This is a genomic window from Streptomyces sp. NPDC055400 (assembly GCF_053644375.1).
The window spans coordinates 304,837-327,155 of the sequence record NZ_JBSHLM010000012.1 but is presented as its reverse complement, the minus strand read 5'-3'; the positions used below and the strand labels follow the sequence as shown (position 1 = coordinate 327,155).

The following is a 22,319-nucleotide window of genomic DNA, read 5'->3' as shown; positions in this document are numbered from 1 at the left end:
GCCTCACCCCGTCGCGTCGCACAGGGCGAGCTCGTGCAGGCGGTCGGGCGGGCCCGGGCGGGCGTAGTACCAGCCCTGCGCGGTGTCGCAGCCCAGGTCGCGCAGCTGCTCGGCCTGTGCGCCCGTCTCCACACCCTCCACGGTGACCGAGAGGTCGAGGCTGTGCGCGAGCGCGACGATGCCCTCGACGATCTTCAGGTCGACGGGGTCGGCGGGGTACCGCTGCATGCCCTGCGTGAAGGAACGGTCCAGCTTGAGGACGCTCACCGGGAGCCGGCGCAGGTTCGCGAGGTTCGAGTAGCCCGTGCCGAAGTCGTCCAGCGCGATGTCCACGCCCATCTCGGCGAGCCGCCGCAGCGGCTTCAGGAGGTCGTCGTCCGCGCCGATCAGGGCGGACTCGGTGACTTCGAGGCAGAGCGCGCCGGGTTCGAGTCCGAAGCGCTCCAGGATGTCGACGGTGTCGGAGACCAGGCCCGGGTGGGTCAGCTGCATCGGGGACAGGTTCACGTTGATCCGCAGGGGCCCTGCGTCCTCGTAACGCTCCTGCCAGACCCGGGCCTGGCGCACCGACTCCTCCAGGACCCAGCGCCCGAGCGGCACGATGAGGCCGGTGTCCTCGGCGAGCGGGATGAACTGGTCGGGCCCGAGCACACCGTGCTGCGGATGCAGCCACCGCACCAGCGCCTCGGCGCCCCGCACACTGCCGTCGCCGAGGTGCACGAGCGGCTGGTACTCGATGAAGAACTCGCCGCGCTCCAGGGCCGCGGGCAGCGCGGTCGTGAGGCCGTGCCGGGTGATGACGCGCGCGTCGGCCTCGGGGTCGGCGAGCTCGTAGCGGTTGCCGCCCGCCGACTTGGCCCGGTACATGGTGATGTCGGCGCTGCGCAGCACCTCCGCCGGGCTGCGCTCCCCCGCCGCGGGACCCTCCACGATGCCGATGGAGCCGCGCACGGTCAGCTCGCGGCCGTCGATGCGGATGGGGGCGGTCAGCGCGTGCATGATGCGTCCGGCGAGGTCGTCGACCTCGGCCGCGGTGTCACGGCCGGTGGTCAGCGCGACGAACTCGTCGCCGCCGAGCCTCGCCACCATCTCGCCGGGCGCGGTGGCGCAGGCCTGGAGGCGGTCGGCGACCTCGACGAGGAGCCGGTCGCCCGCCGCATGGCCGAGGCTGTCGTTGATGGTCTTGAAGCCGTCGAGGTCGAGGTAGCACAGGCCGAAGCGCATGCCGTCGCCCGCCGCGAGCGCCTTCTCCAGGCGCTCGAAGAACAGGGTCCTGTTGGGGAGCCCGGTGAGCGCGTCGTGGGTGGCCTCGTAGCGCAGCCGCAGGTTCAGGAGGCGGCGCTCGGTGGTGTCCTCCATCAGCGCCAGCTGGTACTGCGGCACTCCGTCGGCGTCCCGCAGCAGGGAGACGGTCAGGTTCGTCCACAGGGCGGTGCCGTCGGGGCGGTAGAACGCCTTCTCGACGCGGTAGTGCTCACGCTCGCCGCGCACCAGCTCCTCGTACAGGCGCCACACGTGCGGGGCGTCGTCGGGGTGGGTCCACTCGAGGACGTTGCGGCCGCGCACCAGGTTCTCGGCGCCGCCGAACATGCGCACCAGCGCGTCGTTGGCCTCCAGGACCGTGCCCTCGAGGTCCGCTATTCCGATGCCGATGGCCGCGCCGTGGAACACCGCGCGGAACCGGGCCTCGCTCGCGTGCAGCGCCTCGGCGACCGCGCTGCGCGCGCTCAGGGCGGCCCGTGAGATGGCCTCCTGCTCGGCGAGGGTCCGCTCGCGCAGGGCCTGGGCGAAGCCGGCCGCGACGGAGTGCTGGAGCCGGGCGCAGCGCGCCCGCAGCTCTTCCTCGCGCCGGTCTTCGTCGGTACGGCAGTACAGGACGAGGTAGGCGTCGACGACGTCGAGGGTGCGGGTGAGCGCCTCGGGGTCGGTGCAGTGCACGCCGATCAGTGCCGCGCCGACGGCCTGGGCGGCGGGCGCGTCCAGGGTCCGCTCGCCGAGCGCGTCCCGCAACCGCCGTGCGAGCGGCATGAGTTCCTTCTCGAACTCGACCCGGGACAGGGAGGTCGCCGTCACCGGGAAGATCGCCCGGCTCCAGATGGTGGCGAACCTGCGCAGTCTGCCCTCGGGCCCGTCCTGTTCGCCGCTCACGCCTTGCGCCCCACGCCGGCGCAGCCCGAGAAGGCATAGGGATCCTCGTCCGCGGGCGCGTTCTCCGGCCACCATTCGGGCATCTGTACGAGTCCGGGTTCCACCATCTCGTATCCCTCGAAGAATCGCGCGATCTCCTCGCGCGAGCGCATGATCAGCGGGTTGCGGATGTTCTTGTACACGTCGACCGTGCCGGCGGCCCGCGCGGCGGGTACCGGGATGCCCTCGTACGCGGCGTGCGTGACGATCAGGAGGCTGCCCGGCGCGAGGGCGTCGCGCAGCTCGGCGACGGCGCTCTGCGGGTCGTCGGCGTCCTCGACGAAGTGCAGGACGGCGACGAGGAGCAGGGCGACCGGCTTGTCCAGGTCGAGGAGTTCACCGACCTCGGGGGCCGCGAGGATCTCCCGGGGCTTGCGCAGGTCGGCGGTCACGACGGCCGCGCGGTCGTTGCCGTCGAGGACGGCCCGGCTGTGCGCGACGGCGACCGGGTCGTGGTCGACGTACACGACGCGCGCTTCGGAGTCGGCCGCCTGGGCCACCTCGTGGACGTTGCCGAAGGTGGGGATTCCGGATCCGATGTCCAGGAACTGGGTGACGCCCTGCTGGACCGCGTAACGCACTGCCCGGCGCATGAAGGCACGATTCGCCTGCATGATCTTCGGGAGCCCCGGCATGAACTCCATCGCCTTGCGGGCCGCCTCCCGGTCCACCTCGAAGTTGTGCGAACCGCCCAGGTAGTAGTCGTAGATCCGGGACACGCTGGGCACCGAGATGTCGATGCCCTGAGGGGCCCAGGCGGGACGCTCCATCAATGTCTCCAAGGCGTAGGCGAGCCGGTGTTCGAGCTGAGGCTACTGATCGCCCGCCAATGGAGCGAGTCAAAACGGAAATTGACCGTCCGTTCTCGGTCACTGCCTCCGGCAAGTGCCGAATGGCAATGATCCGAAATCACCCCGAAACCCTCTCTGTCGCAACGGAAAAGAACCGGCCTGTTCCCTCCGCGTGATCACGGGAGGAACAGACCGGCGATTCGCCAAATCCGCAGCAGACTCTACGCGGTACCCCTACTTGGGCGCTCCCACGGGCTTTCCCTCGGGTGAAGCGGCGTACCAAGTGCCGCCCACGCCCTGCCCATTGGTGTCGCCGGGCTTCTTGTCGCCGGAGTAGGTGTAGACCGGCCAGCAGTTGATCGTCTGCTGCTTGCCGCCGTCGGGGCGGTCGTACGTCATGAAGCCCTTCTTGAGGATGCCCTTGGTGTCGTTCTTCGCTACGGGGGCGACGGCCGGCCAGTTCTCCGCGCAGGTGTCGACACAGTTCGACTTGATGGGCCAGGCCGAGTCCTTGAGGAACCGGTAGACGGTCATTCCGTTCTTGTCGACGACGATCTCGCCGAGTTTCGGGTCCTTGCGCGTGGACAGACCGGCGAGGTCGGCGGGCTGCGCGGCGGCGGGGCTCGCCTTCTTGCCGTCGGGCCCGGCGGCGTACCAGACGCCTCCGACACCCTGCCCCTTCGCGTCGCCCGGCTTGGTGTCCATCGCGTACCGGTACATGGGCCAGCCGTCGACCGTCAGCTGCTTGGTGCCGTCGGCCGCGGTGATTTCGCCGAGCAGCGACTGGTCGACGCCGGGCGCCGCCTTGGCGCCGTCCGCGGGCACGACGGGCCACGCCTTGAGGCAGGCGTCGTCACAGTTCGACTTGGGCGGCTGCGCGGTGTCCTTGTCGAAGCGGTACATCGTGAAGCCCTCGCTGTCCGTGAGGACCTGACCGAGCTTCTTGCTGTCCCAGGTGGCGAGCTGCCCGGCCGGCTTCGCCTTGGTCGCCCCCGCGTCCTTCGCGCCTCCGTAGCCGTCGCCACTGCCGTACGCGTCCCCGTTGCCGTAACCGCCCTGCGCCGGGGCGGCGTTGCCCACGGACTGGCCATTGGGCGACTGGTCGCCCTGGTCCTGACCGCACGCCGTCGTCAGCGCCAGCAGGGCCGCAGCTGTCGCTACGAGTGAGGCGCTCCGCCAGGTGTTCATTGCCAACTCCCGCTGGTTGCTTGGGTGTTGTGCGATCCCGGAAGGGGCCGCACATGGCCCTAGGTACGCGCGGCGACGGCGGATGTGTTCAACGGGGCCGGAAATTTCTTTTTGCCGAGGGGGCGCGGGACGCATCCGGGGTGGGCCACGCGTGCGCTCCGGTGGCCGCGGGCAAACCTGGCGCCCCCCATCTCCCCACCTTCGGACCAATCCCCGGCGGCCGGGGCGTGGCGCCGCCTCCCGCCGCCCATGATCTCCGTCGTGTACGGATCCAGAGGGGCCAGGTCGACCCTGGTCACACGGGTGGTGGCGGCGCTCGCGCTGGCCTGGCTGCTGGGCTCGCCCGCGGCCGGCGCCACGGCGGCCGCACTGACCCCGGCCGACAACTGCGCGTACGCCTCGATCGGCAAGGGCGGCGACGCGACAGCCCGCGCCGGTGACGGCGTCGTCTGCCGGGCGGGCCCCGTCAAGCCACAGCCGCGCAAGCCCGCGCCGCCCCCGGCCCCGAAACCACCGCCTCCACCACCACCGCCGCCTCCTCCACCACCGCCACCACCTCCGCCGCCCGTGAAAGCGCCGCCGCCGCCCGCCCCGAAGCCGACGGTGCGCCCCAAGCCCTCGCCGACTCCGGTGAGTTACCCCGCATACCGCCCCGCGCCCCGCAAGGCGCCGCCGAGCGGCGGGCCTTCCCTGGTCTCGCTCACCCTGCTCATCACCGCGCCCGCGGTGCTCGCCGTAGCCGCGCTGCGCCCGCGCTGACCGCCCGGAGGTCCCTATGTCGGAATGGCTTGTTCTCACCCTCGCCATGGTGGCCGCGTGCGCGGTCGTGCTCGTCGTGACCGTTCTTCAGCAGCGCAGGATCGGCGACGACGACGACCCGAGCGAGACCCCCGACGTCATCGAGTACATGACGATGATGATCGGCGTGGTGTACGCGATCGTCCTGGGCCTCGCCATCGCGGGTGTCTGGGAGGGCCGCAGTGCCGCCCAGGACCACGTACGCAACGAGGCGCAGGCGCTGCACGAGATCCATGAACGCGTCCGCGTCTATCCGACGGAGGTCAGAACCCGTATCCGCTCGGATGTCGACACCTATGTCAGCCATGTCGTCACCACCGAGTGGCGCACGATGAAGAACAAGGGCCATCTCACCGCCGAGGGCACCCGGCTCCTCGACAAGGTGCGCCACGACGTCACCGACTACCAGCCGAAGACGGACTTCGAGGCGCAGGCCTACCAGCCGCTGCTCGACCAGATCACCGCCGCGGACGACGCCCGCAACGCGCGCGCGGACTCCACCGGGGCCACGATGCCGGGCGTGGTCTGGTTCGGCCTCATCGCGGGAGGGCTCGTCACGATCGGGATGGTCTTCGCGCTCCAGATCCGCAGAACGGCGCGCGAGCTGGTCCTCGCCGGGCTCTTCTCGGCGCTGATCGCGTTCCTGCTCTTCCTGGTCTGGGACCTCGACGCGCCCTACAGCCGCGGGGTCGCGGCCACCGTGGAACCCTTCCTCATGCTGTTCCCGCGCGCCGGGGGGTGAGACCGGCGGGCCGCGCTCATCTCCGGGTCGGCGCGGCCCGCCCTGCACCCTGCGCCCCGGCGACGCACTCTGGTGGCATGACTGCCTGGCACACCCCCATCGTCGTACACCCTCCCGCGCCCGAGGGCGGGCGGCACGTCACCGTGCGGGGGCGGGCCGTCGGGCTCGCGCACAGCGATCAGGACCTCATCCGGCTGCTGCGTTCGGCCGGGCTCGGGGAGTCCGACACGACGCTCGACGATCCCCATCTGGTCGAGTGGCGCGGCGCGGGCGCGCACGTATGGCACACGACGGGCCCCGACGAGCCGTCACCGCACCGCCCTGTCGCCTGACCGGCGGACAGCGTCGCCCCGTGTCAGCGATGCGGACCCGTATGGCGTACCGCACTCCTGGCCGCCACCCATTCGCTCCTGGGCTGTCGCCCCCCGCGTGCGCCGCGCTTAGTTTTTCAGTAAGCGCAAGTGCCGCGGTCTCGCCGCCGCGTCGAGAGGGGTGAACGAATGCCTTCGTCCCAGCCGGCCGACGAGGAGGGTCAGCAGAAGAAGCGCGCGCCGTGGGGCGTGATGGCGCTGGTTCTGCTCACCGGACTCGCGCTGATCCGCAATGGATCGGGGGAATTCGACATCGGTCCCCCGCAGCCCGCGTCGGCGGCGGCAGCGGATGCCAGCTCCCCGTCCCAGGCGGCGCCGAAGCCGCTGCCGTACTCCGTGGCGGACCGGGTGCAGATCCCGGCGATCCAGGTGGACGCCCCGGTCGTGCCCGTAGGCGTCGATGCGGACGGCTGGGTGGACGCCCCGCCGCCCGAGGACCCGAATCTCGCGGGCTGGTTCACCGGTGGCGTGACTCCGGGCGAGAAGGGCACCGCCGTCATCGTCGGCCATGTCGACAACCAGCAGGGGCCCGCGGTCTTCTACGGCCTCGGCTCGCTCAAAAAGGGGAATCGCGTCCAGGTCGTGCGCAAGGACCAGAAGACCGCCGTGTTCGAGATCTACGGCATCGAGGTCTTCGAGAAGGCGAAATTCCCGGGTACCCGCGTCTACGGCAGTAAGGGAGCGCCCGAACTGAGGGTGATCACGTGCGGTGGCGGTTTCTCCCAGCAGAACGGCTACGACGGGAATGTCGTCGTCTTCGCCCGACTGGTCGAGGTGCGCTGACCCGGCGGGCGAACGGACCAGCGGCGCCCGCGGCGGGCCTGTACGGAAAGCGTCGCCCCCAGCACCCGCGGGACCTGGGGTTTCCGCTAGCCTCACCGCTGTGAACGCAGAGCAGCCACACCAGTTCGAACGCGGTACGGACGGTCCCAAGGTGATCGTGGTCGGGGTGGACGGCTCCGATTCGTCGCTGCGCGCCGCGTCCTACGCCGGAGGCCTCGCGCGGCGCCAGCGCGCCCTCCTCGCCGTCGTCTACGTCCAGCCCGTCATGGCCACCGGCGCCGCGCTCGGCGTCCCCGTGGCCGACACCACGGACGAGATCGCCGAGGGTCTGATCACCGAGATCAGGGAGGCGGCGGAGCGGGTGAAGGACATATTCGAGGTGCGCTGGGAGTTCCACACCTTCCGCGGCGACCCGTACAACGGCCTGGTCACCGCCGCCGACGAACTGAAGGCGGACGCCGTGGTCGTCGGCGCGTCCGAACAGGCGGGACACCGCATCGTCGGGTCGGTGGCGATCCGGCTGGTGAAGGCAGGGCGCTGGCCCGTCACCGTGGTCCCGTAACCGCCCCCGAACCCTCACACCCCGTGAGGCGTGCCTTCTTCCGTAGTTGCAACGGCTGGGCCATCATGATCGACCGTCAGCCGACTGCCGTCCGCGAAGAGGTGGAACCCATGGCCGGTCCCAGAAGACTCCGGGTGGGGGAGGGCGTGCTGCGCCGCAAGCCCATCGAGCACATCGAGGAGGCGGAGGGCGGAGCGACGCAGCAGCTGACCCGCAGCCTCGGCCTGTGGCAGCTCACCGCGATCGGTGTCGGCGGCATCATCGGCGCCGGCATCTTCACCCTCGCGGGCACGGTCGCCAACGGAACGGCGGGGCCCGCGGTCCTGGTCTCGTTCCTCATCGCGGGCGTCGCGAGCGCCTGCGCCGCACTGTCCTACGCGGAGTTCGCCGGCCTGATCCCGAAGGCCGGCTCCGCCTACACGTACGGGTACGCCGTCCTCGGCGAGCTGGTCGGCTGGTTCATCGGCTGGGACCTGCTCCTGGAGTACACGGCGATCGTCGCGGTCGTGGCCATCGGTATCTCCGGCTACTTCGGCTTCCTGCTCGGCGAGGTCGGCCTCGATCTGCCGCACTGGATGCTGGGCGCGCCGGGCACGGGCGACGGCCACAAGGTCGACCTGTTCGCCGCGCTGCTGTGCCTGCTCATCGCGTATCTGCTGACGCTCGGCATCAAGAACGCGGCCCGCTTCGAGACCGTCGTGGTGGTCCTGAAGGTCCTCGTGGTGCTGCTCGTCATCGCCGTGGGCTTCTTCCACATCAATACGGGCAACTACTCGCCGTTCTTCCCGTTCGGCGTCAGCGGCGCGTTCACGGGCGCGGCCACCGTCTTCTTCGCGGTGTTCGGGTACGACGCCATGTCGACGGCGGCCGAGGAGTCCAAGGACGCACAGCGCCACATGCCCAAGGCGATCCTCTACTCGCTCGCGATCTCGATGGTCCTGTACGTGCTGGCCTGCCTGGTCCTGACCGGGATGCAGAACTACAAGGACATCGACCCGGAGAGCGGCTTCTCGACGGCGTTCAAGTCGGTGGGCCTGAGCGGTCTCGCGGATGTCATCGCGGTGGGCGCGATCATCGGCATCCTCACGGTGATGTTCACCTTCATGCTGGGCGTCACCCGTGTGTGGTTCTCGATGAGCCGTGACGGGCTGCTGCCCAAGTGGTTCGCGAAGACCCATCCGACCCGGCACGTGCCGACGCGCGTGACGTGGATCGTCGGGTGCGCGTCGGCCGTCATCGCCGGGTTCCTGCCGATCGGGGAGGCGGCCGAGCTGACCAACATCGGCATCCTGCTGGCGTTCGTCGTGGTGTGCATCGCGGTGATCGTGTTGCGCTACAAGCGGCCCGACCTGCCCCGCACGTTCCGCACGCCCGGCATGCCGGCGGTGCCCGCGCTCGGCGTCGTCTTCTCGATCTGGCTGATCACGTTCCTGCAGTGGCAGACGTGGGTGCGGTTCGCGGTGTGGTTCGCCATCGGGCTCGTCATCTACTTCAGCTACTCGTACAAGAGGTCGGAGCTGGCGAAGACGGACCCGTCGGCGACGTCCTGACCGCTACCTGCCCATGGTCAGGCCGTCCTCGGCCGCGCCGCGGCTGAGGACGGCCTGACTGATCCGGTCGCGGACGTCGTTCAGGCCGAGGCCGTCGTGGATGGCCTGGTTGACGTTGACGACGCGGCCCGAGCCGACGTTGAACCACTGGGGGAGGAACTCGGCCTTGCGCACCTCCCAGCGCCCGCCGGCCCGCTCCGGCGGCGCGAAGGTGAAGCGGCCGATGGTGCCCTCGTTGCCGCGCGGGTCGTGGGCGCCGTCGTAGTTGTACATCTCGCCGGCGATCTGGTCGCCCATGCCGTAGACCACCCAGGTGCCGTTGACCTTCTCGTACGCCTGCGGGACGTGCGCGTGCGTGCCGAGGATCAGGTCGATGTCGGGGCGGCCGTCCGTGCGGGACGCGGTGAGCTCGTCGCCGAGCCGCAGCTGGGTCTCGTCCGGATCGTCCTGCCACTCGGTGCCCCAGTTCAGCGAGAGGACCACCACGTCGGCGCCCGCCTTCCGGGCCGCCCGCGCGTCGTCGACGATCCTCTGACGGTCGATCGTGTTCACGGCCCACGGCCGCCCCTTGGGCATCGGGGCGCCGTTGGTGTCGTACGTGTACGCGAGGTGGGCGACCTTGGCGTCACCGGCGCGCAGCCACGTGGGGCTGCCGGCCTCGGCGGCGGTTCGCGCCGAGCCCGTGTGGCGGATGCCCGCGCGGTCCATGGCATCGAGGGTGCGGTCGATGCCGGGGGCGCCGTCGTCGAGGGCGTGGTCCGAGGCCGTGGAGCAGGCGTCGTAGCCCGTGTCGCGCAGCCCTTTGGCGACCTCGGGTGGGGACTTGAACTTCGGGTCGCCGGTGTAGTGGCCCGCGGTGCCGTAGACCGTCTCCATGTGACAGATCGCCAGGTCCGCCTTGGAGACGGCCGGCTGCACGCCGGACAGCATCGGCGCGAAGTCGTACCCGTCGCCGCCCGCGTCGATTTTCGCCTTCTTGATGATCGAGGCGTGCGGCAGTACGTCACCGGAGGCGACGAGCGTGAAGCCGCGGTGCCCGCCGGTGGCGCCGCCCGCGGCCGACGGCGCCGGGGTGTCGCTGCCGTGGGGCGCCGGGGTGCCGCTGCCCCGGGTCGCCGGACGATGTGCGCTGTCCGCGGGCGCGGCGCAGCCCGCGCCCGCGGCGATCAGGGCGGCAGCGAGGACCGCCGCGCCCTGCCGCGTGCGCCGCGCGCGTGGCGTGTGTCTGGTGCGTCCCGTGCGGCTCGTGGCCCGTGTGCGTTGCGTCATCGGCCCAACTCCATGATTCGGTGAATAAGGTGATTTTCGACATACGCATAGACGTACGGGCATCGGGTTGAGTCAAGGCTCCATACCGCCGCAGTCCCCAAAACGGCGTCACGTTCCGGCGCAGTCGGCCCCGTTCGCCGCACCGCTTGCCGACGGCATCGACCGCCCGTCGCAGACCGCTGCCCGCGCTCTGGGCGTGAGCGGCGCGCTGCGCTGCCATACGGCCATGACGACCGCCACGAAGACCGAAGGACCCGACCGCACGGCAGCCCATGTGCTGGCCCAGCTCCAGCGCGAGCACGGCAGGCCGCTTCTCTCCTTCCTCCTGCGGCTGTGCGACGGCGACCGGCAGCGGGCGGAAGACCTGGTCCAGGAGACGTTCGTCCGCGCCTGGCAGCATCCGGAGGCGCTGCGCGCCGACTACGAGTCCGTGCGGCCCTGGCTGTTCACCGTCGGCCGCAGGCTCGCCATAGACGCCCGGCGCGCGCGGCTCGCCCGCCCCCCGGAGATCGGCGGCACGGTCCTGGAGAGCGCGCGGGTCTGCGCCGACCACGCGGAGCGCTCGGCGGCCGCGCTCGATGTGCGGGAGGCCGTGGCGACGCTCAGCCCGGAGCACCGGGCGGTGCTCCTCCAGGTGTACTTCCGTGGCGCCTCCGTGGCCGAGGCCGCCGCGGCGCTCGGCATCCCGCCCGGTACCGTGAAGTCCCGTGCGTACTACGCGCTGCGCGCACTGCGCAGGGTGCTCCCGGGCTATGAGGCGAACACGGCCGGCCCGCGTTGAAACCGGACGGCAGGTCAAGCCTCCGTAAAGCGCCTTGCCCGGTGCCCCGGTCCTCGATTGAGTAATCGGCTGTCCTCCCCCGCCCGGTCGGGCGCGAGGGCCCGGGGGCCGGCACAGCGCACGGACCGGAGGAAGGCAGGAAGGGATGTTGCACGGGAGCAAGGAAGGCACATCGGGCGCCGGCGGCGGCGAACTGACGGTGCCGATGGCGTGGTTGTACGCCGAATACATCGCCGATGAGCTGCTGCGCACCGGTGATCTGATGCCGCCCACGTCCTTCGAGTTCCGGGCCGGGCGCGACGCACTCGCACTGACGATCTTCCTGTCGGACACGGACGGCGAGCTGTCCGGCATCCGGGTCGTGTCCCAGCTGGAGACCTGGCTGTCGCTGACGGCGTACGACCAGCCGTGGCAGTACTGGGTGCGGGAGCACATGGGCCGCCTTGCCGCGCAGGCGCTCGATGAGAACAGACCTTCGCCGGACCTCGAACTGGCCGAGGCGGCCTGGCGATGGCTGGAGGAGACGGAGCTGCTCGCGCCGGACCTGGACTCCGTGCCGGGCCGCGGGCCGCTGCCCGACGAGGACGACGACGGGCCGAAGGTGTGGACACCGGCGTGGCAACTGGGGCTGCCGCTCGGCCATCTGGCGATCCATCTGTTCTGAGGCCCCTCGGCCCCTTCGCAGGGCCCCTGCAGTCCCGCTATTCGACCTCGACGCCCGAAGAGTGCACGCCCGCGCGGTACTTGGGGATCCGCACGGTGATCTTCATGCCCGCTCCGGTGCCGGTCTCGATGACGAGGCCGTAGTCGTCGCCGAACACCTGCCTGAGCCGCTCGTCGACGTTCGAGAGGCCGATCCCGGTCGAGGTGCCGCCCTCGCCGCGCAGGATCGCGCGCAGCTCTCCCGGGTCCATGCCGACCCCGTCGTCCTCGATGACGACCTCCGCCTCCGCGCCCGCGTCCCGGGCGCCGATCGTGATGCGGCTGCCGGTGACGGCGCCCTCCAGGCCGTGCTTCACGGCGTTCTCGACGAGGGGCTGGAGGCACAGGAAGGGCAGCGCCACCGGCAGCACCTCGGGCGCGATCTGGAGCGTGACCGAGAGCCGGTCGCCGAACCGGGCCCGGACCAGGGCCAGATACTGGTCGATGGAGTGCAGTTCGTCGGCGAGCGTGGTGAAGTCGCCGTGGCGGCGGAACGAGTAGCGGGTGAAGTCGGCGAATTCCAGGAGGAGTTCGCGGGCCCGCTCGGGGTCCGTGCGGACGAACGAGGCGATGGCGGCCAGTGAGTTGAAAATGAAGTGCGGCGAGATCTGCGCGCGCAGCGCCTTGATCTCGGCCTCGATGAGGCGGGTGCGGGAGCGGTCGAGTTCGGCCAGCTCCAGCTGTACGGAGATCCAGCGGGCCACCTCGTCGGCAGCGCGGGCGAGGACGGCCGACTCGCGGGGCGCGTAGGCGACGAGGGCGCCGAGCACGCGCCCGTCGGTGACGATCGGGGCGGCCACGGCCCAGCGCAGCGGGCAGTCGACGGCGGCGCATCCGCAGCCGAACGCGGCGCTGCGCCCGGTGGCGAGCAGCCCTTCGAGATGCCCCATGACCTGTTTGCCGTGCTGGTCCCCCGCGCCGTCCCAGGCGAGGACGGCGGTGCGGTTGGTGAGGCAGAGCGCGTCGGTGCCGAGCAGCGTGCGCAGCCTGCGGGCCGACCTGCGAGCCGACTCCTCGGTGAGCCCGGCCCGCAGTGGCGGCGCGGCGAGCGAGGCGGTGTGCAGCGTGTCGAAGGTGGCCCGCTCCACGGGCGTACCGACGTCGCTGCGGCCCCCTGGGTGCGCCGTGCGACGGCCGAGGACAAAGCCGCCCGCGAGGAGGAGCGGGCACAGGGCGAGGAGTACGGCGGTGGCGGTCACGGGCGGGCTCCCTGCTCGCCCGCGGTGATCGTCCCGTCCGTGCTGAGCGACTCGGGCAGGTGCAGCCGCGTCATCGTGGCGCTGGTGTGCGGCGGTACGGAGTCCTGGGTGGCCAGCGATACGAGGATCATGGCCAGGAAGCCGACCGGGACCGACCACACGGCGGGCCAGGCGAGCAGGGTGTGCAGCCAGCCGCCCTGTGCGACGCCGGCGACGGTCAGGGTGACCGCGACGAGCGCGGAGCCGCCGCCGAGGAGCAGCCCCGCCCGCGCGCCGGGCGGGGTCAGCCGCCGCCACCAGATGCCGAGGACGAGCAGCGGGCAGAACGAGGACGCCGACACCGCGAACGCCATCCCGACGGCGTCCGCCACCGGCACCCCGCTGACCAGGAGCGCCCCGCCCAGCGGCACGGTCATCGCGAGGAGGGTCGCCAGGCGGAAGTGCCGTACGCCGCGGGCCGGCAGGACGTCCTGGCTGAGCACGCCGGCGACGGCCATCGTCAGGCCCGATGCGGTCGACAGGAACGCGGCGAAGGCGCCACCGGCCACGAGCGCCCCGAGCAGGTCACCGCCGAGCCCGCCTATGGCCCGCCCCGGCAGGAGCAGGACGGCCGCGTCGGCGTCCTGCGTGGCGCTCAGTTCGGGCGCGTACAGACGGCCGAGCCAGCCGTAGACCGGCGGCAGGACGTAGAAGAGCCCGATGAGGGCGAGCACGGCGACCGTGGTGCGGCGGGCCGCGCGGCCGTTCGGGCTGGTGTAGAAGCGGACGACGACGTGCGGCAGGCCCATCGTGCCGAGGAACGTGGCGACGATGAGGCCGTACGTCGCGTACAGAGGGTGGTCCGCGCGGCTGGTGGCGAGTGGCTGCCCGGAGCCCGCGCCGGACCAGAGCACGCCGTCGGCGGAGGGCGGGGTGCCGCCGTCGCCGTGCCAGGCGAGGACCAGGAAGAACGCGGGTACGAGCAGCGCGGTCAGCTTCAGCCAGTACTGGAAGGCCTGCACGAAGGTGATGGAGCGCATGCCGCCCGCGGCGACCGCCAGGACGACGACGGCGGCGACGAGCGCCCCGCCGAACCAGCGCGGCGCGCCCGTGAGGATCTGCAACGTGAGCCCCGCGCCCTGGAGTTGGGGCACGAGGTAGAGCCATCCCGCGCCGACCACGAGCATGCTGACGACCCTGCGGACGCTGCGGGACTCCAGGCGGCCCTCGGCGAAGTCGGGCAGCGTGTACGCGCCGGAGCGGCGCAGCGGGGCCGCGACGAACACGAGCAGGACGAGGTATCCGGCGGTGTAGCCGACGGGATACCAGAGCATGTCGGGGCCGTGCACGAGCAGCAGTCCGGCGACGCCGAGGAAGGAGGCGGCGGAGAGGTACTCCCCGCTGATCGCCGCGGCGTTGAGGCCGGGGCCCACCGTGCGCGAGGCGACGTAGAAGTCGGAGGTGGTGCGGGAGATGCGCAGGCCGAAGCCGCCGATGAGGACCGTGGCGAGGACGACCACGGCCACGGCGGGTATCGCGTACGCCTCGTTCACGGCGCCCCGTGACGTTCGCGGACGGCCCGGCCGTGCACGAGGCGGGCGAAGTCGCGTTCGTTGCGCTCGGCCCGGCGCACGTACCACCAGGCGATGAGGACGAGGACCGGGTAGCAGCCGAAGCCGAGGACGATCCAGACGACGGTGGTGTTGCGCAGCGCGCCGAAGAAGAGCGGCAGGGTCACGACGGGCAGCGCGAGGACCGCGAACGCGGTGAGTGCGGTGCGGAGTTGACTGCGCATCAGGGAGCGGACGTAGGCCGCGCCCAGCGTCGTCTGTTCGTCGATCTCCCACTGGGTGGGGTGGCCGGGCAGCCGGCGAGCCGCGCGCGGCTCGCCGGTCACGACCTCGCGGCGGGGTGCGGGTTCAGCGCTGGCGGACACGGCCGGAGTGTAGGCGGGGGTGCGGGCCGAGCGGAAGAGGCCGACGGGTATCGGCCCAGGTCACGCGGTTTCCGGTCAGCCGCCCGCGCGCCGCATCAGGAGTTCGCGGACGCGGCTCGCGTGCCGACGGCTCACGGCGAGTTCGGCGTCGCCTATCCGCACGCTCATGCCGCCGCCGTCGAGACGGAGTTCGTCGATGCGGTGCAGGGCGACGAGATGGCTGCGGTGGATCCGGACGAACCCGTGCGGCTGCCAGCGCTCCTCCAGGGTGGTCAGCGGTATGCGCACGAGGTGGCTGGCGTCGGCGGTGTGCAGGCGCGCGTAGTCGCCCTGGGCCTCGGCGTACGTGATGTCGGCGACGGCCACGAGGCGGGTGACGCCGCCCAGTTCGACGGGGATCCGGTCGGCGGAGAGGTCCACGGCGGGCCGGGCGACGGCGGCCTGCTCGGCGACGCGCCGCACGGCCTCCGCGAGGCGTTCCCTGCGGACGGGCTTGAGGACGTAGTCGACGGCCTTCAGGTCGAAGGCCTGCACGGCGAAGTCCTCGTGGGCAGTGACGAAGACGATCAACGGGGGCTTGGCGAACCCGGCGAGGAGCCGGGCCACGTCGAGGCCCGTGAGCCCGGCCATCTGGATGTCGAGGAAGAGCACGTCGATGGCGTTCGCGTCGTCGCCTCCCGCGTCCAGGGCGCGGCCGATGCGGCGCAGCGCCTCGTTCGCGTCGGTGGCGCCCTCGGCGGCGCGCACCCGCGGGTCGGCCCGCAACAGGTAGAGAAGCTCGGCGAGTGCGGGTTCCTCGTCGTCGACGGCCAGTACGCGCAGCATGCGGCTGGAGTGTAGGTGGTTGCCCCGTGGTGGCCAATCCTGGTGGGACTTGAGTGATTCGGCGGCCGGTTGCGTACGGAAGGGCGAGCGGCACACACCGTCCGGTCAGAGGTCAGACACGTACGACGCGAGGAACGGCATGAGGTCCCTGGATCGGCATCGCGACGCCGGCGCCTACGCGCTGGGCGTTCTCGACGAGGCGGACCGGTTCCGCTTCGAGGACCATCTCGGGCAGTGCCCCGGGTGCGTGGCGCGGGTCGGGGAGCTCGGGTCCACGACGGCGGCCCTGGCGCTGTACGCGCGGGCCACGCCGCCGGCCGTGGAGACGGTGGCCGAGGCAGGTCCCGTGCTCCTGGACGGGCTGGTCTCGCGGATGGAGCGGGTGCGCCGGGCGGGCCGGAGGCGGTGGCTGTGCGCGATGGCGGCGGCGGTCGTGCTCGCCGTGGCGGGGCCGGGTGTGGTGGTCCTGGGCGGGGCCGGCGACGGCGCCGTGCGCCTGGACGCGCGGGACGCGGGGACCGGGGTGTCGGCCTCGGTGACGGCGTCCGGCCACGCGTGGGGCACCGGGGTGGGGCTCGAGGTCCGCGACGCGCACGGCCCACGGGTGTGCGAGCTGGTGGTCGTCGGCAAGGACGGTGCGCGGCGGACGGTGACGAGCTGGGCCGTGCGGGCCCACGACGCAGGGGCGACCACGACGCAGAGCGCGGTGGCGCTCCGCCCTCAGGAGATCGCCCGCTTCGAGGTGCGGACCACGGACGGGGCACGCCTGGTGACCATCCCGATGCGGTGAACCCCCCTTCCTGGCAGGCGGCTTCGGGCGGCGCACGCCGGCACGGCCCTCACTTCAGGAGCTTCGACATCCTGCGGTCCGCGAGCGGCTTGCCGCCCGTCTGGCAGGTCGGGCAGTACTGGAGCGACGAGTCGTGGAAGGACACCTCACGGATGGTGTCGCCGCACACCGGGCACTTCTCCCCCGCCCTGCCGTGCACCCGCAGCCCGCTCTTCTTCTCGGCCTTGAGCCGCCCGGCCGCGACGCCCCGCGAGCGCTCGACGGCCTCGGTCAGCGTGTCGCGCAGGGCCTTGTACAGGACGGACACGTCGTCGGCGGTCAGGCTCGACGCGAGTTTGAACGGGGACATCTTCGCGGCGTGCAGGATCTCGTCGCTGTACGCGTTCCCGATGCCCGCGATGAGGCTCTGGTCGCGCAGCGCCCCCTTGATCTGCCGCCGCTCGCCGTCCAAAAGTGCGGCGAAGCGTGCCTCGTCGAAGCCGTTGGCGAGCGGGTCGGGGCCGAGTCTCGCGATGCCGGGAACATCGGCCGGGTCGTGGACGACGTACACGGCGAGGCTCTTCTGGGTGCCCGCCTCGGTGAGGTCGAAGCCCTCGCCGTCCTCCAGGGCGACGCGCAGGGCGAGCGGTCCTTTGCCGGGGCGGGGCGGGCCGTCGGGGAGCCGGTCCTTCCAGTGGAGCCAGCCCGCGCGGGCGAGGTGCGTGACGAGGTGAAGTCCGTCCGCGTCGAGGTCGAGGAACTTGCCGTGCCGCGTCACGCCCGTGACCGTGCGGCCCTCCAGGGCGGCGGGCGGCGGGTCGTACGTCTTGAGGACGCTCACGGCGACGGGCAGGACGCGGACGATCTCGTGCCCCACCAGATGCTCGGTGAGGAAGTCCGTCAGCGATTCGACCTCGGGAAGTTCCGGCATGGGTCCAGAGTGCCACCGGTCACTGACACCGCCATGTGAGCCGTCGCCACGGCCCCGGTCAGTCGCGGGCCGGCACCACGAACTCGCACCACACGCACTTGCCGCTCCCCCGCGCCTCCACGCCCCACACGTCCGCGAGCCGGTCCACGAGGAGCAGGCCGCGCCCCGAGACGCCGTCCTCGCCCGCCTCGCGCCGGCGCGGCAGCGCGCTGGAGGTGTCCTCGACCTCCACGCGCAGCCTGCGGTCGGACGCGGTGATCACGCGGAGGGTGACGACCGCGGGGCCGTCGGTGTGCATCAGCGCGTTGGTGATCATCTCGTCGGCGACGAGCTCGATCTCGTCCGCGCGCCCGCCCGAGCCCCAGGCCCGGACGGCGGCCCTGATCATGTGCCGGGCCTCTCTCAGGGCCTCGGGGTCGTTCGGCGCGACATGCTGCTGGAGCCGGCCGCCCGACTGGGGGGCGCCGATGCCGCGGCGGCGCAGCAGGAGCAGGGCGACATCGTCGTCACCGCCGCGGTCGTCGACGCTCTCGCACAGCAGGTCGCCGAGGTCGCCGAGGTCGTCGGGGCCGGTGCCGACGAGGGCCGTGAGCGCCTGGAGTCCGTCGTCGAGGTCGGTTCCGGGCTGCTCGACGAGGCCGTCGGTGCACAGGATCAAGGTCTGGCCCGGGTCGAGTTCGATGGTCCCGACCGGGTATTCGAGCTGCCCGAACTCGGCGGACAGGCCCAGCGGCAGGCCCCCGTCGACTTGCAGTCTGCGGCAGGTCCCGTCCATGAGGCGCAGCAGCGGGTCCAGATGCCCGGCCCGCACGAGCTGGACGACCCCGGTCGACAGGTCGGCCTCCGCGTACAGGCAGGTCGCGAACCGCTCCGTGTCGAGTTCGTGGAGGAAGACGGAGGCGCGGGCCATGACGGTGGCGGGCGTGTGCCCCTCGGCGGCGTACGCGCGCAGCACGATGCGCAGCTGTCCCATGACGGCGGCGGCGTGGGTGTCGTGTCCCTGGACGTCGCCGATGACGGCGCCGACGCGTCCGCCGGGCAGCGGAATCACGTCGTACCAGTCGCCTCCGATGTCGCGGCCGAGGGAGGCCGAGCGGTAACGGACGGCGATGTCGGCGCCGGACACGGCGGGGATGGTGCGGGGCAGCATGGCCTGCTGGAGGCCCTGGGCGAGGTCCTTCTCCTGCTCGTAGAACATCGCGCGCTGGAGGCTCTGGGCGATGCTGCTGCCGAGGGCGACGAGGACGTTGCGCTCCTCCTCGGTGAAGCCGCGTTTGTCGTTGTAGAGCAGGCCGAGCGCGCCGATGGGCCGGGCCTGGGCGATGAGCGGCAGGTAGGCGGCGGCCGTGATCTCCAGCTGGGTGATGTGCGGCCACAGCAGCGGGTAGGACCGGGCGAAGTCGTCGGGGGACACGATGAAGCGGGGCGCGAGGGTGCGCACGACATCGCCCATGGGGTACGGCTCGTCGATCCGCGTGACCTTGGTGCCGGGCACGAAGCTGCCCTCGGGGCCTTCGGCGACGAGGTGGATGCGGCCGGCCCGGACGAGGCCCATGACGAGGCTGGTCGCGCCGAGGTGCTGGAGGCCGTGGCTGTCCTTGAGCACGTCGATGACGTCCTGGACGGTGCGCGCGTGGGCGAGTGCGGCGGTGGTGCCCTGGACGACGCTGGTCTGGCGGCGGCGCATGGCGTCCTGTTCCCGCCGGGCCGTGCTGTCGCTGAGTTCCTGGGTGGCGTCGCGGACGAGGCCGACGATGCGGCGCGGGCGGCCGGTGTCGTCCCGCCTGACGTAGCCCTGGGTGTGGGTCCAGCACATCCTGCCGTCGCGGCGTTTGACGCGGAAGTAGGCGCCGTAGTTCTCGCTGCCGTCCTTCAGGGCCGTGGCGACGATGCCGTCGAGCCGGGTGGCCTCGGTCGGGGGAACGCGGATGCCGAGGGTCTCGGGGCGCCCGTCGTATTCGTCGGGGCGTATGTCGTAGATCTCGTGGGCCTTGGCGTCCATGTGCATCAGGCCGGTGCCGAGGTCCCAGTCGAAGCTGCCGATGCCCAGGTGGTCCCCGAACTCGGCGAGGAAACAGCAGGCCGCACCGTCTGCCGCCCTGCCGCAGTGGGTGCACTCGTTCGGCTCCCCGCCCCCCGTACCGGCTTCCATGGGGCCACGCTAGGCGCACGGCGAATCACTCGCATGCGGGGCGCGGTGTGCTCCGCATGGCCCCGTGCGCGCCACGAGGCGCGCCGGGCCGGGCCGCGTCAGCTGGAGAAGACGGTCTCGGCGGACGGCTCGCCGGGGATGAGGCCGTTGCCGTCGGGCTGGTCGGGGCTGTCGGGGACGGTGTCCGGGCCGAGGTCGCTGGAGCCGTCGCCGGGCGGCGAGTCCGGCGGGGTGTCTGTGTCGCCGGGTGCGCTGGTCTGCGGGCCGGCGGGCTCCGAGGCCGGTGCCGACTCGTCGGAGGAGGGCGGCGCCGACTCGTCCGAGGAGGGCGGCTGCGACGACGGCGGGCTGGCGCTGCTGGACGACTCCGACGGGCTGCTGCTGGAGCTGCTGCTCGAGCTCGGTGACGTGGACGACGGCGGGGGCGACTCGGAGCTGTCGGAGGGGTTGGGCTTCGGCATCGGGGGCGGCGGCACGCGCTTGTCGTGCTGTCCGTCGTCACCGACCTTCCGCTCGATCCACGTGTTGTCGGTGATGTTCACGATGACGATGTTCGTGATGACTTTCGGTGCCGGCGTGACGACCACGACCTGGGTCGGCTGGTAGCCCGACCACTCCTGTCCCTGGGTGTTCGGCGTTTCCGTGAACGCTACGGGCGGCGCCAGCGGGTTGCCGCACGCGCACCGCACCCGGGGCAGCCCGCGGTCGTCGACGAGTACGGCGGTGCCGGCCTGGAGCACGGACTGGTAGCTCGTGGCCTCTCCGGAGCGGTAGCCGTGGTTGGTGACGCGGGTGTCGGCGCGCAGTACGACGGGGGTGAGGCCGCGCAGGAAGCTGGGGACGGAGGTCGCGGAGATGCCCGCCGCGTCGGCGAAGGCGCGTTCCTTGGTCTGGTCCGAGGCGAGGAAGGCGACCTGCTTCTCGACGTCGCAGCTTCCGGCGGACTGGGTGCCGCCGTAGAGGCCGGGGGTCGCACCGTCGACGGGACGCATGCCCTGCGTGGTCGCGGTCGCGGTGCCGCTCGGTGACGGCGGCTGCGGCGTTCGGGTGACAGGGGCGGGAGTCTCGGTGGCGGTGGCGGTGGAGTCGGTGAACGGGTCCGGGCCCACCTGAGCCACGGGCTGGAGGAACAGCTCCCCCTTGTCGGCCGACGCGTCGTTGCCGCTGTCCCCGGAACATCCGGCGACCAGGAGTGCGGCGGATATCGCGAAGGCAGCGACAAGGGTCCTGGTGGGTGAGCGCACCGTGTTCTCCCGCCTGCATATGGGCACTTTGCCCCATTGTTTGCGGCGGAATCGGGCATCTCGCAAGCGCAGTGCGCTCCCGCACGCGCGTTGCCCTCACTCTCCGTCACACTGGAGAGGTGGAGTGGTTCAGCTCGCCCGGGTACTGGCTCGGCCGCCTGATCTTCCAGCGCGGTCTGGCGGCGCTGTATCTCGTGGCCTTCGTGGGGGCGGCGCTGCAGTTCCGGGCGCTGATCGGCGAGCGCGGGATGCTGCCGGTTCCGCGCTACCTGGAGCGGGTGCCGTGGCGGCAGGCGCCGACGCTGTTCAGGGCGTACTACTCGGACCGGTTCTTCGCGGGCGTCGCCTGGGGCGGGGCCGCGGTGTCGGCCGCGCTCGCCGCGGGACTGGCCGACCTGGTGCCGCTGTGGGGAGCGATGGCGCTGTGGGTCGTGCCGTGGGTGCTCTATCTGTCGATCGTGAACGTCGGGCAGACCTGGTACGCGTTCGGCTGGGAGTCGCTGCTGCTGGAGGTGGGCTTCCTCGCCGTCTTCCTCGGCAACGAACGCGTGGCGCCGCCACTGCTCGTCCTGCTGCTCCTGCGGTGGGTGCTCTTCCGCGTCGAGTTCGGCGCGGGGCTGATCAAGGTGCGCGGGGACGAGTGCTGGCGGAAGCTGACGTGCCTCTACTACCACCATGAGACACAGCCGATGCCGGGCCCGCTGAGCTGGTTCTTCCACCGGCTCCCGCGCCCCCTGCACCGCGTCGAGGCCGGCGCCAACCACGTGACCCAACTCGTCGTTCCGGTCCTCCTGTTCACCCCGCAGCCGATCGCGACGGCCGCGGCCTGCCTGATGATCCTCACCCAGCTGTGGCTGGTCCTGTCGGGCAACTTCTCCTGGCTGAACTGGCTGACGATCCTGCTCGCCGTGACGGCCGTGGACTTCTCCCTCCTGCGCGAGCCGCCGCACCCGGCCGCCGCCCCGCTCTGGTACGAGTGCGTGGTCATCGCCCTCACCGCGCTCGTCGTCGCGCTGAGCTACCACCCGGCGCGCAACCTCCTGTCCCGGCGCCAGTCCATGAACCGCACCTACGACTCCCTGCACCTCGTCAACGCGTACGGCGCCTTCGGCAGCGTGGGGCGCATCCGGCACGAGATCGTCATCGAGGGCACGGCCGACCCGGTGCCGCGCGAGGAATCCCCTTGGCTGGTCTACGAGTTCAGGGGCAAGCCGGGCGATCCTGGGCGCTGGCCACGCCAGTTCGCGCCCTACCATCTGCGGCTCGACTGGCTGATGTGGTTCGCGGCGCTCTCTCCCCTGTACGCGGAGTCCTGGTTCGGAGGTCTGGTGGAGCGGCTCCTGACCGGTGACCGCGACACACTGCGGCTGCTGCGCCACTCCCCGTTCCCCGCCGACGGCCCGCCCACGTACGTCCGGGCCCGCCTCTACCGCTACCGCTACACCACGTGGCGCGAGCTGCGAGCCACGGGCGCCTGCTGGGAGCGCACGTACGTACGCGAGTTCCTGCGTCCGACGCGGCTCGCCACCCCCCGGAGCCGGAGCCGGTAGAAGACCCCGG

At 71.8% G+C, this 22,319-nt stretch carries 21 protein-coding genes; 10 read left to right on the top strand and 11 right to left on the bottom strand.

Annotation, left to right across the window (positions count from 1 at the left end):
- Positions 1-3: 3 nt before the first annotated feature.
- From ACWIGU_RS30110 to ACWIGU_RS30100, 3 genes are all read right to left on the bottom strand, one after another.
- Positions 4-2,148, bottom strand: coding sequence for a putative bifunctional diguanylate cyclase/phosphodiesterase (locus ACWIGU_RS30110; protein WP_454404839.1), 2,145 nt, complete (start codon positions 2,146-2,148; stop codon positions 4-6).
- Positions 2,145-2,957, bottom strand: a complete 813-nt coding sequence (locus ACWIGU_RS30105) for an SAM-dependent methyltransferase (protein ID WP_454404838.1) — start codon at positions 2,955-2,957, stop codon at positions 2,145-2,147. Before ACWIGU_RS30105 ends, ACWIGU_RS30110 begins: the two co-directional genes overlap by 4 nt.
- A gap of 255 nt (positions 2,958-3,212) precedes the next feature.
- Positions 3,213-4,166, bottom strand: coding sequence for an SCO0930 family lipoprotein (locus tag ACWIGU_RS30100; RefSeq protein WP_454404837.1), 954 nt, complete (start codon positions 4,164-4,166; stop codon positions 3,213-3,215).
- A gap of 261 nt (positions 4,167-4,427) precedes the next feature.
- Between ACWIGU_RS30100 and ACWIGU_RS30095 the strand changes: the two genes are divergently transcribed.
- From ACWIGU_RS30095 to ACWIGU_RS30070, 6 genes are all read left to right on the top strand, one after another.
- Entirely contained in the window at positions 4,428-4,925 is a 498-nt protein-coding gene (locus tag ACWIGU_RS30095) for a hypothetical protein (RefSeq protein ID WP_454404836.1), read from the top strand.
- Between the two features lie 16 nt (positions 4,926-4,941).
- Positions 4,942-5,706 carry a bestrophin-like domain gene (locus tag ACWIGU_RS30090; RefSeq protein ID WP_454404835.1) on the top strand — a complete coding sequence of 255 codons (765 nt, stop codon included), beginning with the start codon at positions 4,942-4,944 and terminating at the stop codon, positions 5,704-5,706.
- A 77-nt stretch (positions 5,707-5,783) separates the two neighbouring features.
- Positions 5,784-6,038 carry a hypothetical protein gene (locus ACWIGU_RS30085; RefSeq protein WP_356288600.1) on the top strand — a complete coding sequence of 85 codons (255 nt, stop codon included), beginning with the start codon at positions 5,784-5,786 and terminating at the stop codon, positions 6,036-6,038.
- 168 nt (positions 6,039-6,206) lie between these two features.
- On the top strand, positions 6,207-6,860 hold the full coding sequence (locus ACWIGU_RS30080) for a class F sortase (protein ID WP_454404834.1): 654 nt from the start codon (positions 6,207-6,209) through the stop codon (positions 6,858-6,860).
- 100 nt (positions 6,861-6,960) lie between these two features.
- Positions 6,961-7,422 carry a universal stress protein gene (locus tag ACWIGU_RS30075; RefSeq protein WP_454404833.1) on the top strand — a complete coding sequence of 154 codons (462 nt, stop codon included), beginning with the start codon at positions 6,961-6,963 and terminating at the stop codon, positions 7,420-7,422.
- 110 nt (positions 7,423-7,532) lie between these two features.
- A complete protein-coding gene (locus ACWIGU_RS30070) occupies positions 7,533-8,972 on the top strand; it encodes an amino acid permease (RefSeq protein WP_454404832.1) in 1,440 nt (479 codons plus the stop codon).
- Positions 8,973-8,975: 3 nt separating this feature from the next.
- Here ACWIGU_RS30070 and ACWIGU_RS30065 read toward each other — a convergent pair whose 3' ends face one another.
- On the bottom strand, positions 8,976-10,241 hold the full coding sequence (locus ACWIGU_RS30065; protein ID WP_454404831.1) for a CapA family protein: 1,266 nt from the start codon (positions 10,239-10,241) through the stop codon (positions 8,976-8,978).
- Positions 10,242-10,467: 226 nt separating this feature from the next.
- On the opposite strand from ACWIGU_RS30065, the gene ACWIGU_RS30060 reads away from it, so the two are divergent.
- Together ACWIGU_RS30060 and ACWIGU_RS30055 are read left to right on the top strand one after the other, a co-directional pair.
- Positions 10,468-11,022: a sigma-70 family RNA polymerase sigma factor gene (locus tag ACWIGU_RS30060; RefSeq protein WP_454404830.1), complete on the top strand. Its 555-nt coding sequence runs from the start codon at positions 10,468-10,470 to the stop codon at positions 11,020-11,022.
- Positions 11,023-11,167: 145 nt separating this feature from the next.
- Entirely contained in the window at positions 11,168-11,686 is a 519-nt protein-coding gene (locus ACWIGU_RS30055) for a hypothetical protein (RefSeq protein ID WP_454404829.1), read from the top strand.
- Between the two features lie 37 nt (positions 11,687-11,723).
- Here the strand turns inward: ACWIGU_RS30055 and ACWIGU_RS30050 are convergent, their stop codons facing one another.
- From ACWIGU_RS30050 to ACWIGU_RS30035, 4 genes are all read right to left on the bottom strand, one after another.
- On the bottom strand, positions 11,724-12,923 hold the full coding sequence (locus tag ACWIGU_RS30050) for a sensor histidine kinase (RefSeq protein WP_454404828.1): 1,200 nt from the start codon (positions 12,921-12,923) through the stop codon (positions 11,724-11,726).
- Positions 12,920-14,455, bottom strand: a complete 1,536-nt coding sequence (locus ACWIGU_RS30045) for a sodium/solute symporter (RefSeq protein WP_454404827.1) — start codon at positions 14,453-14,455, stop codon at positions 12,920-12,922. The genes ACWIGU_RS30050 and ACWIGU_RS30045 overlap by 4 nt, the downstream gene beginning before the upstream one ends.
- On the bottom strand, positions 14,452-14,799 hold the full coding sequence (locus ACWIGU_RS30040) for a hypothetical protein (protein ID WP_454404869.1): 348 nt from the start codon (positions 14,797-14,799) through the stop codon (positions 14,452-14,454). Before ACWIGU_RS30040 ends, ACWIGU_RS30045 begins: the two co-directional genes overlap by 4 nt.
- 114 nt (positions 14,800-14,913) lie before the next feature.
- Positions 14,914-15,663: a LytR/AlgR family response regulator transcription factor gene (locus tag ACWIGU_RS30035; protein ID WP_454404826.1), complete on the bottom strand. Its 750-nt coding sequence runs from the start codon at positions 15,661-15,663 to the stop codon at positions 14,914-14,916.
- A gap of 139 nt (positions 15,664-15,802) precedes the next feature.
- On the opposite strand from ACWIGU_RS30035, the gene ACWIGU_RS30030 reads away from it, so the two are divergent.
- A complete protein-coding gene (locus ACWIGU_RS30030; protein WP_454404825.1) occupies positions 15,803-16,453 on the top strand; it encodes a zf-HC2 domain-containing protein in 651 nt (216 codons plus the stop codon).
- Between the two features lie 49 nt (positions 16,454-16,502).
- Here ACWIGU_RS30030 and ACWIGU_RS30025 read toward each other — a convergent pair whose 3' ends face one another.
- The 3 genes from ACWIGU_RS30025 to ACWIGU_RS30015 form a co-directional block, all read right to left on the bottom strand.
- Complete coding sequence (locus ACWIGU_RS30025; RefSeq protein ID WP_454404824.1) at positions 16,503-17,363, bottom strand: Fpg/Nei family DNA glycosylase; 861 nt, start codon at positions 17,361-17,363, stop codon at positions 16,503-16,505.
- Positions 17,364-17,421: 58 nt separating this feature from the next.
- Positions 17,422-19,515, bottom strand: coding sequence for a SpoIIE family protein phosphatase (locus ACWIGU_RS30020; protein ID WP_454404823.1), 2,094 nt, complete (start codon positions 19,513-19,515; stop codon positions 17,422-17,424).
- Between the two features lie 98 nt (positions 19,516-19,613).
- Positions 19,614-20,759, bottom strand: coding sequence for a DUF6777 domain-containing protein (locus ACWIGU_RS30015; RefSeq protein WP_454404822.1), 1,146 nt, complete (start codon positions 20,757-20,759; stop codon positions 19,614-19,616).
- Positions 20,760-20,878: 119 nt separating this feature from the next.
- On the opposite strand from ACWIGU_RS30015, the gene ACWIGU_RS30010 reads away from it, so the two are divergent.
- The gene (locus tag ACWIGU_RS30010; RefSeq protein ID WP_454404821.1) at positions 20,879-22,309 is read left to right on the top strand and encodes a lipase maturation factor family protein; all 1,431 of its coding nucleotides are present in this window, start codon (positions 20,879-20,881) and stop codon (positions 22,307-22,309) included.
- Positions 22,310-22,319 lie beyond the last annotated feature (10 nt).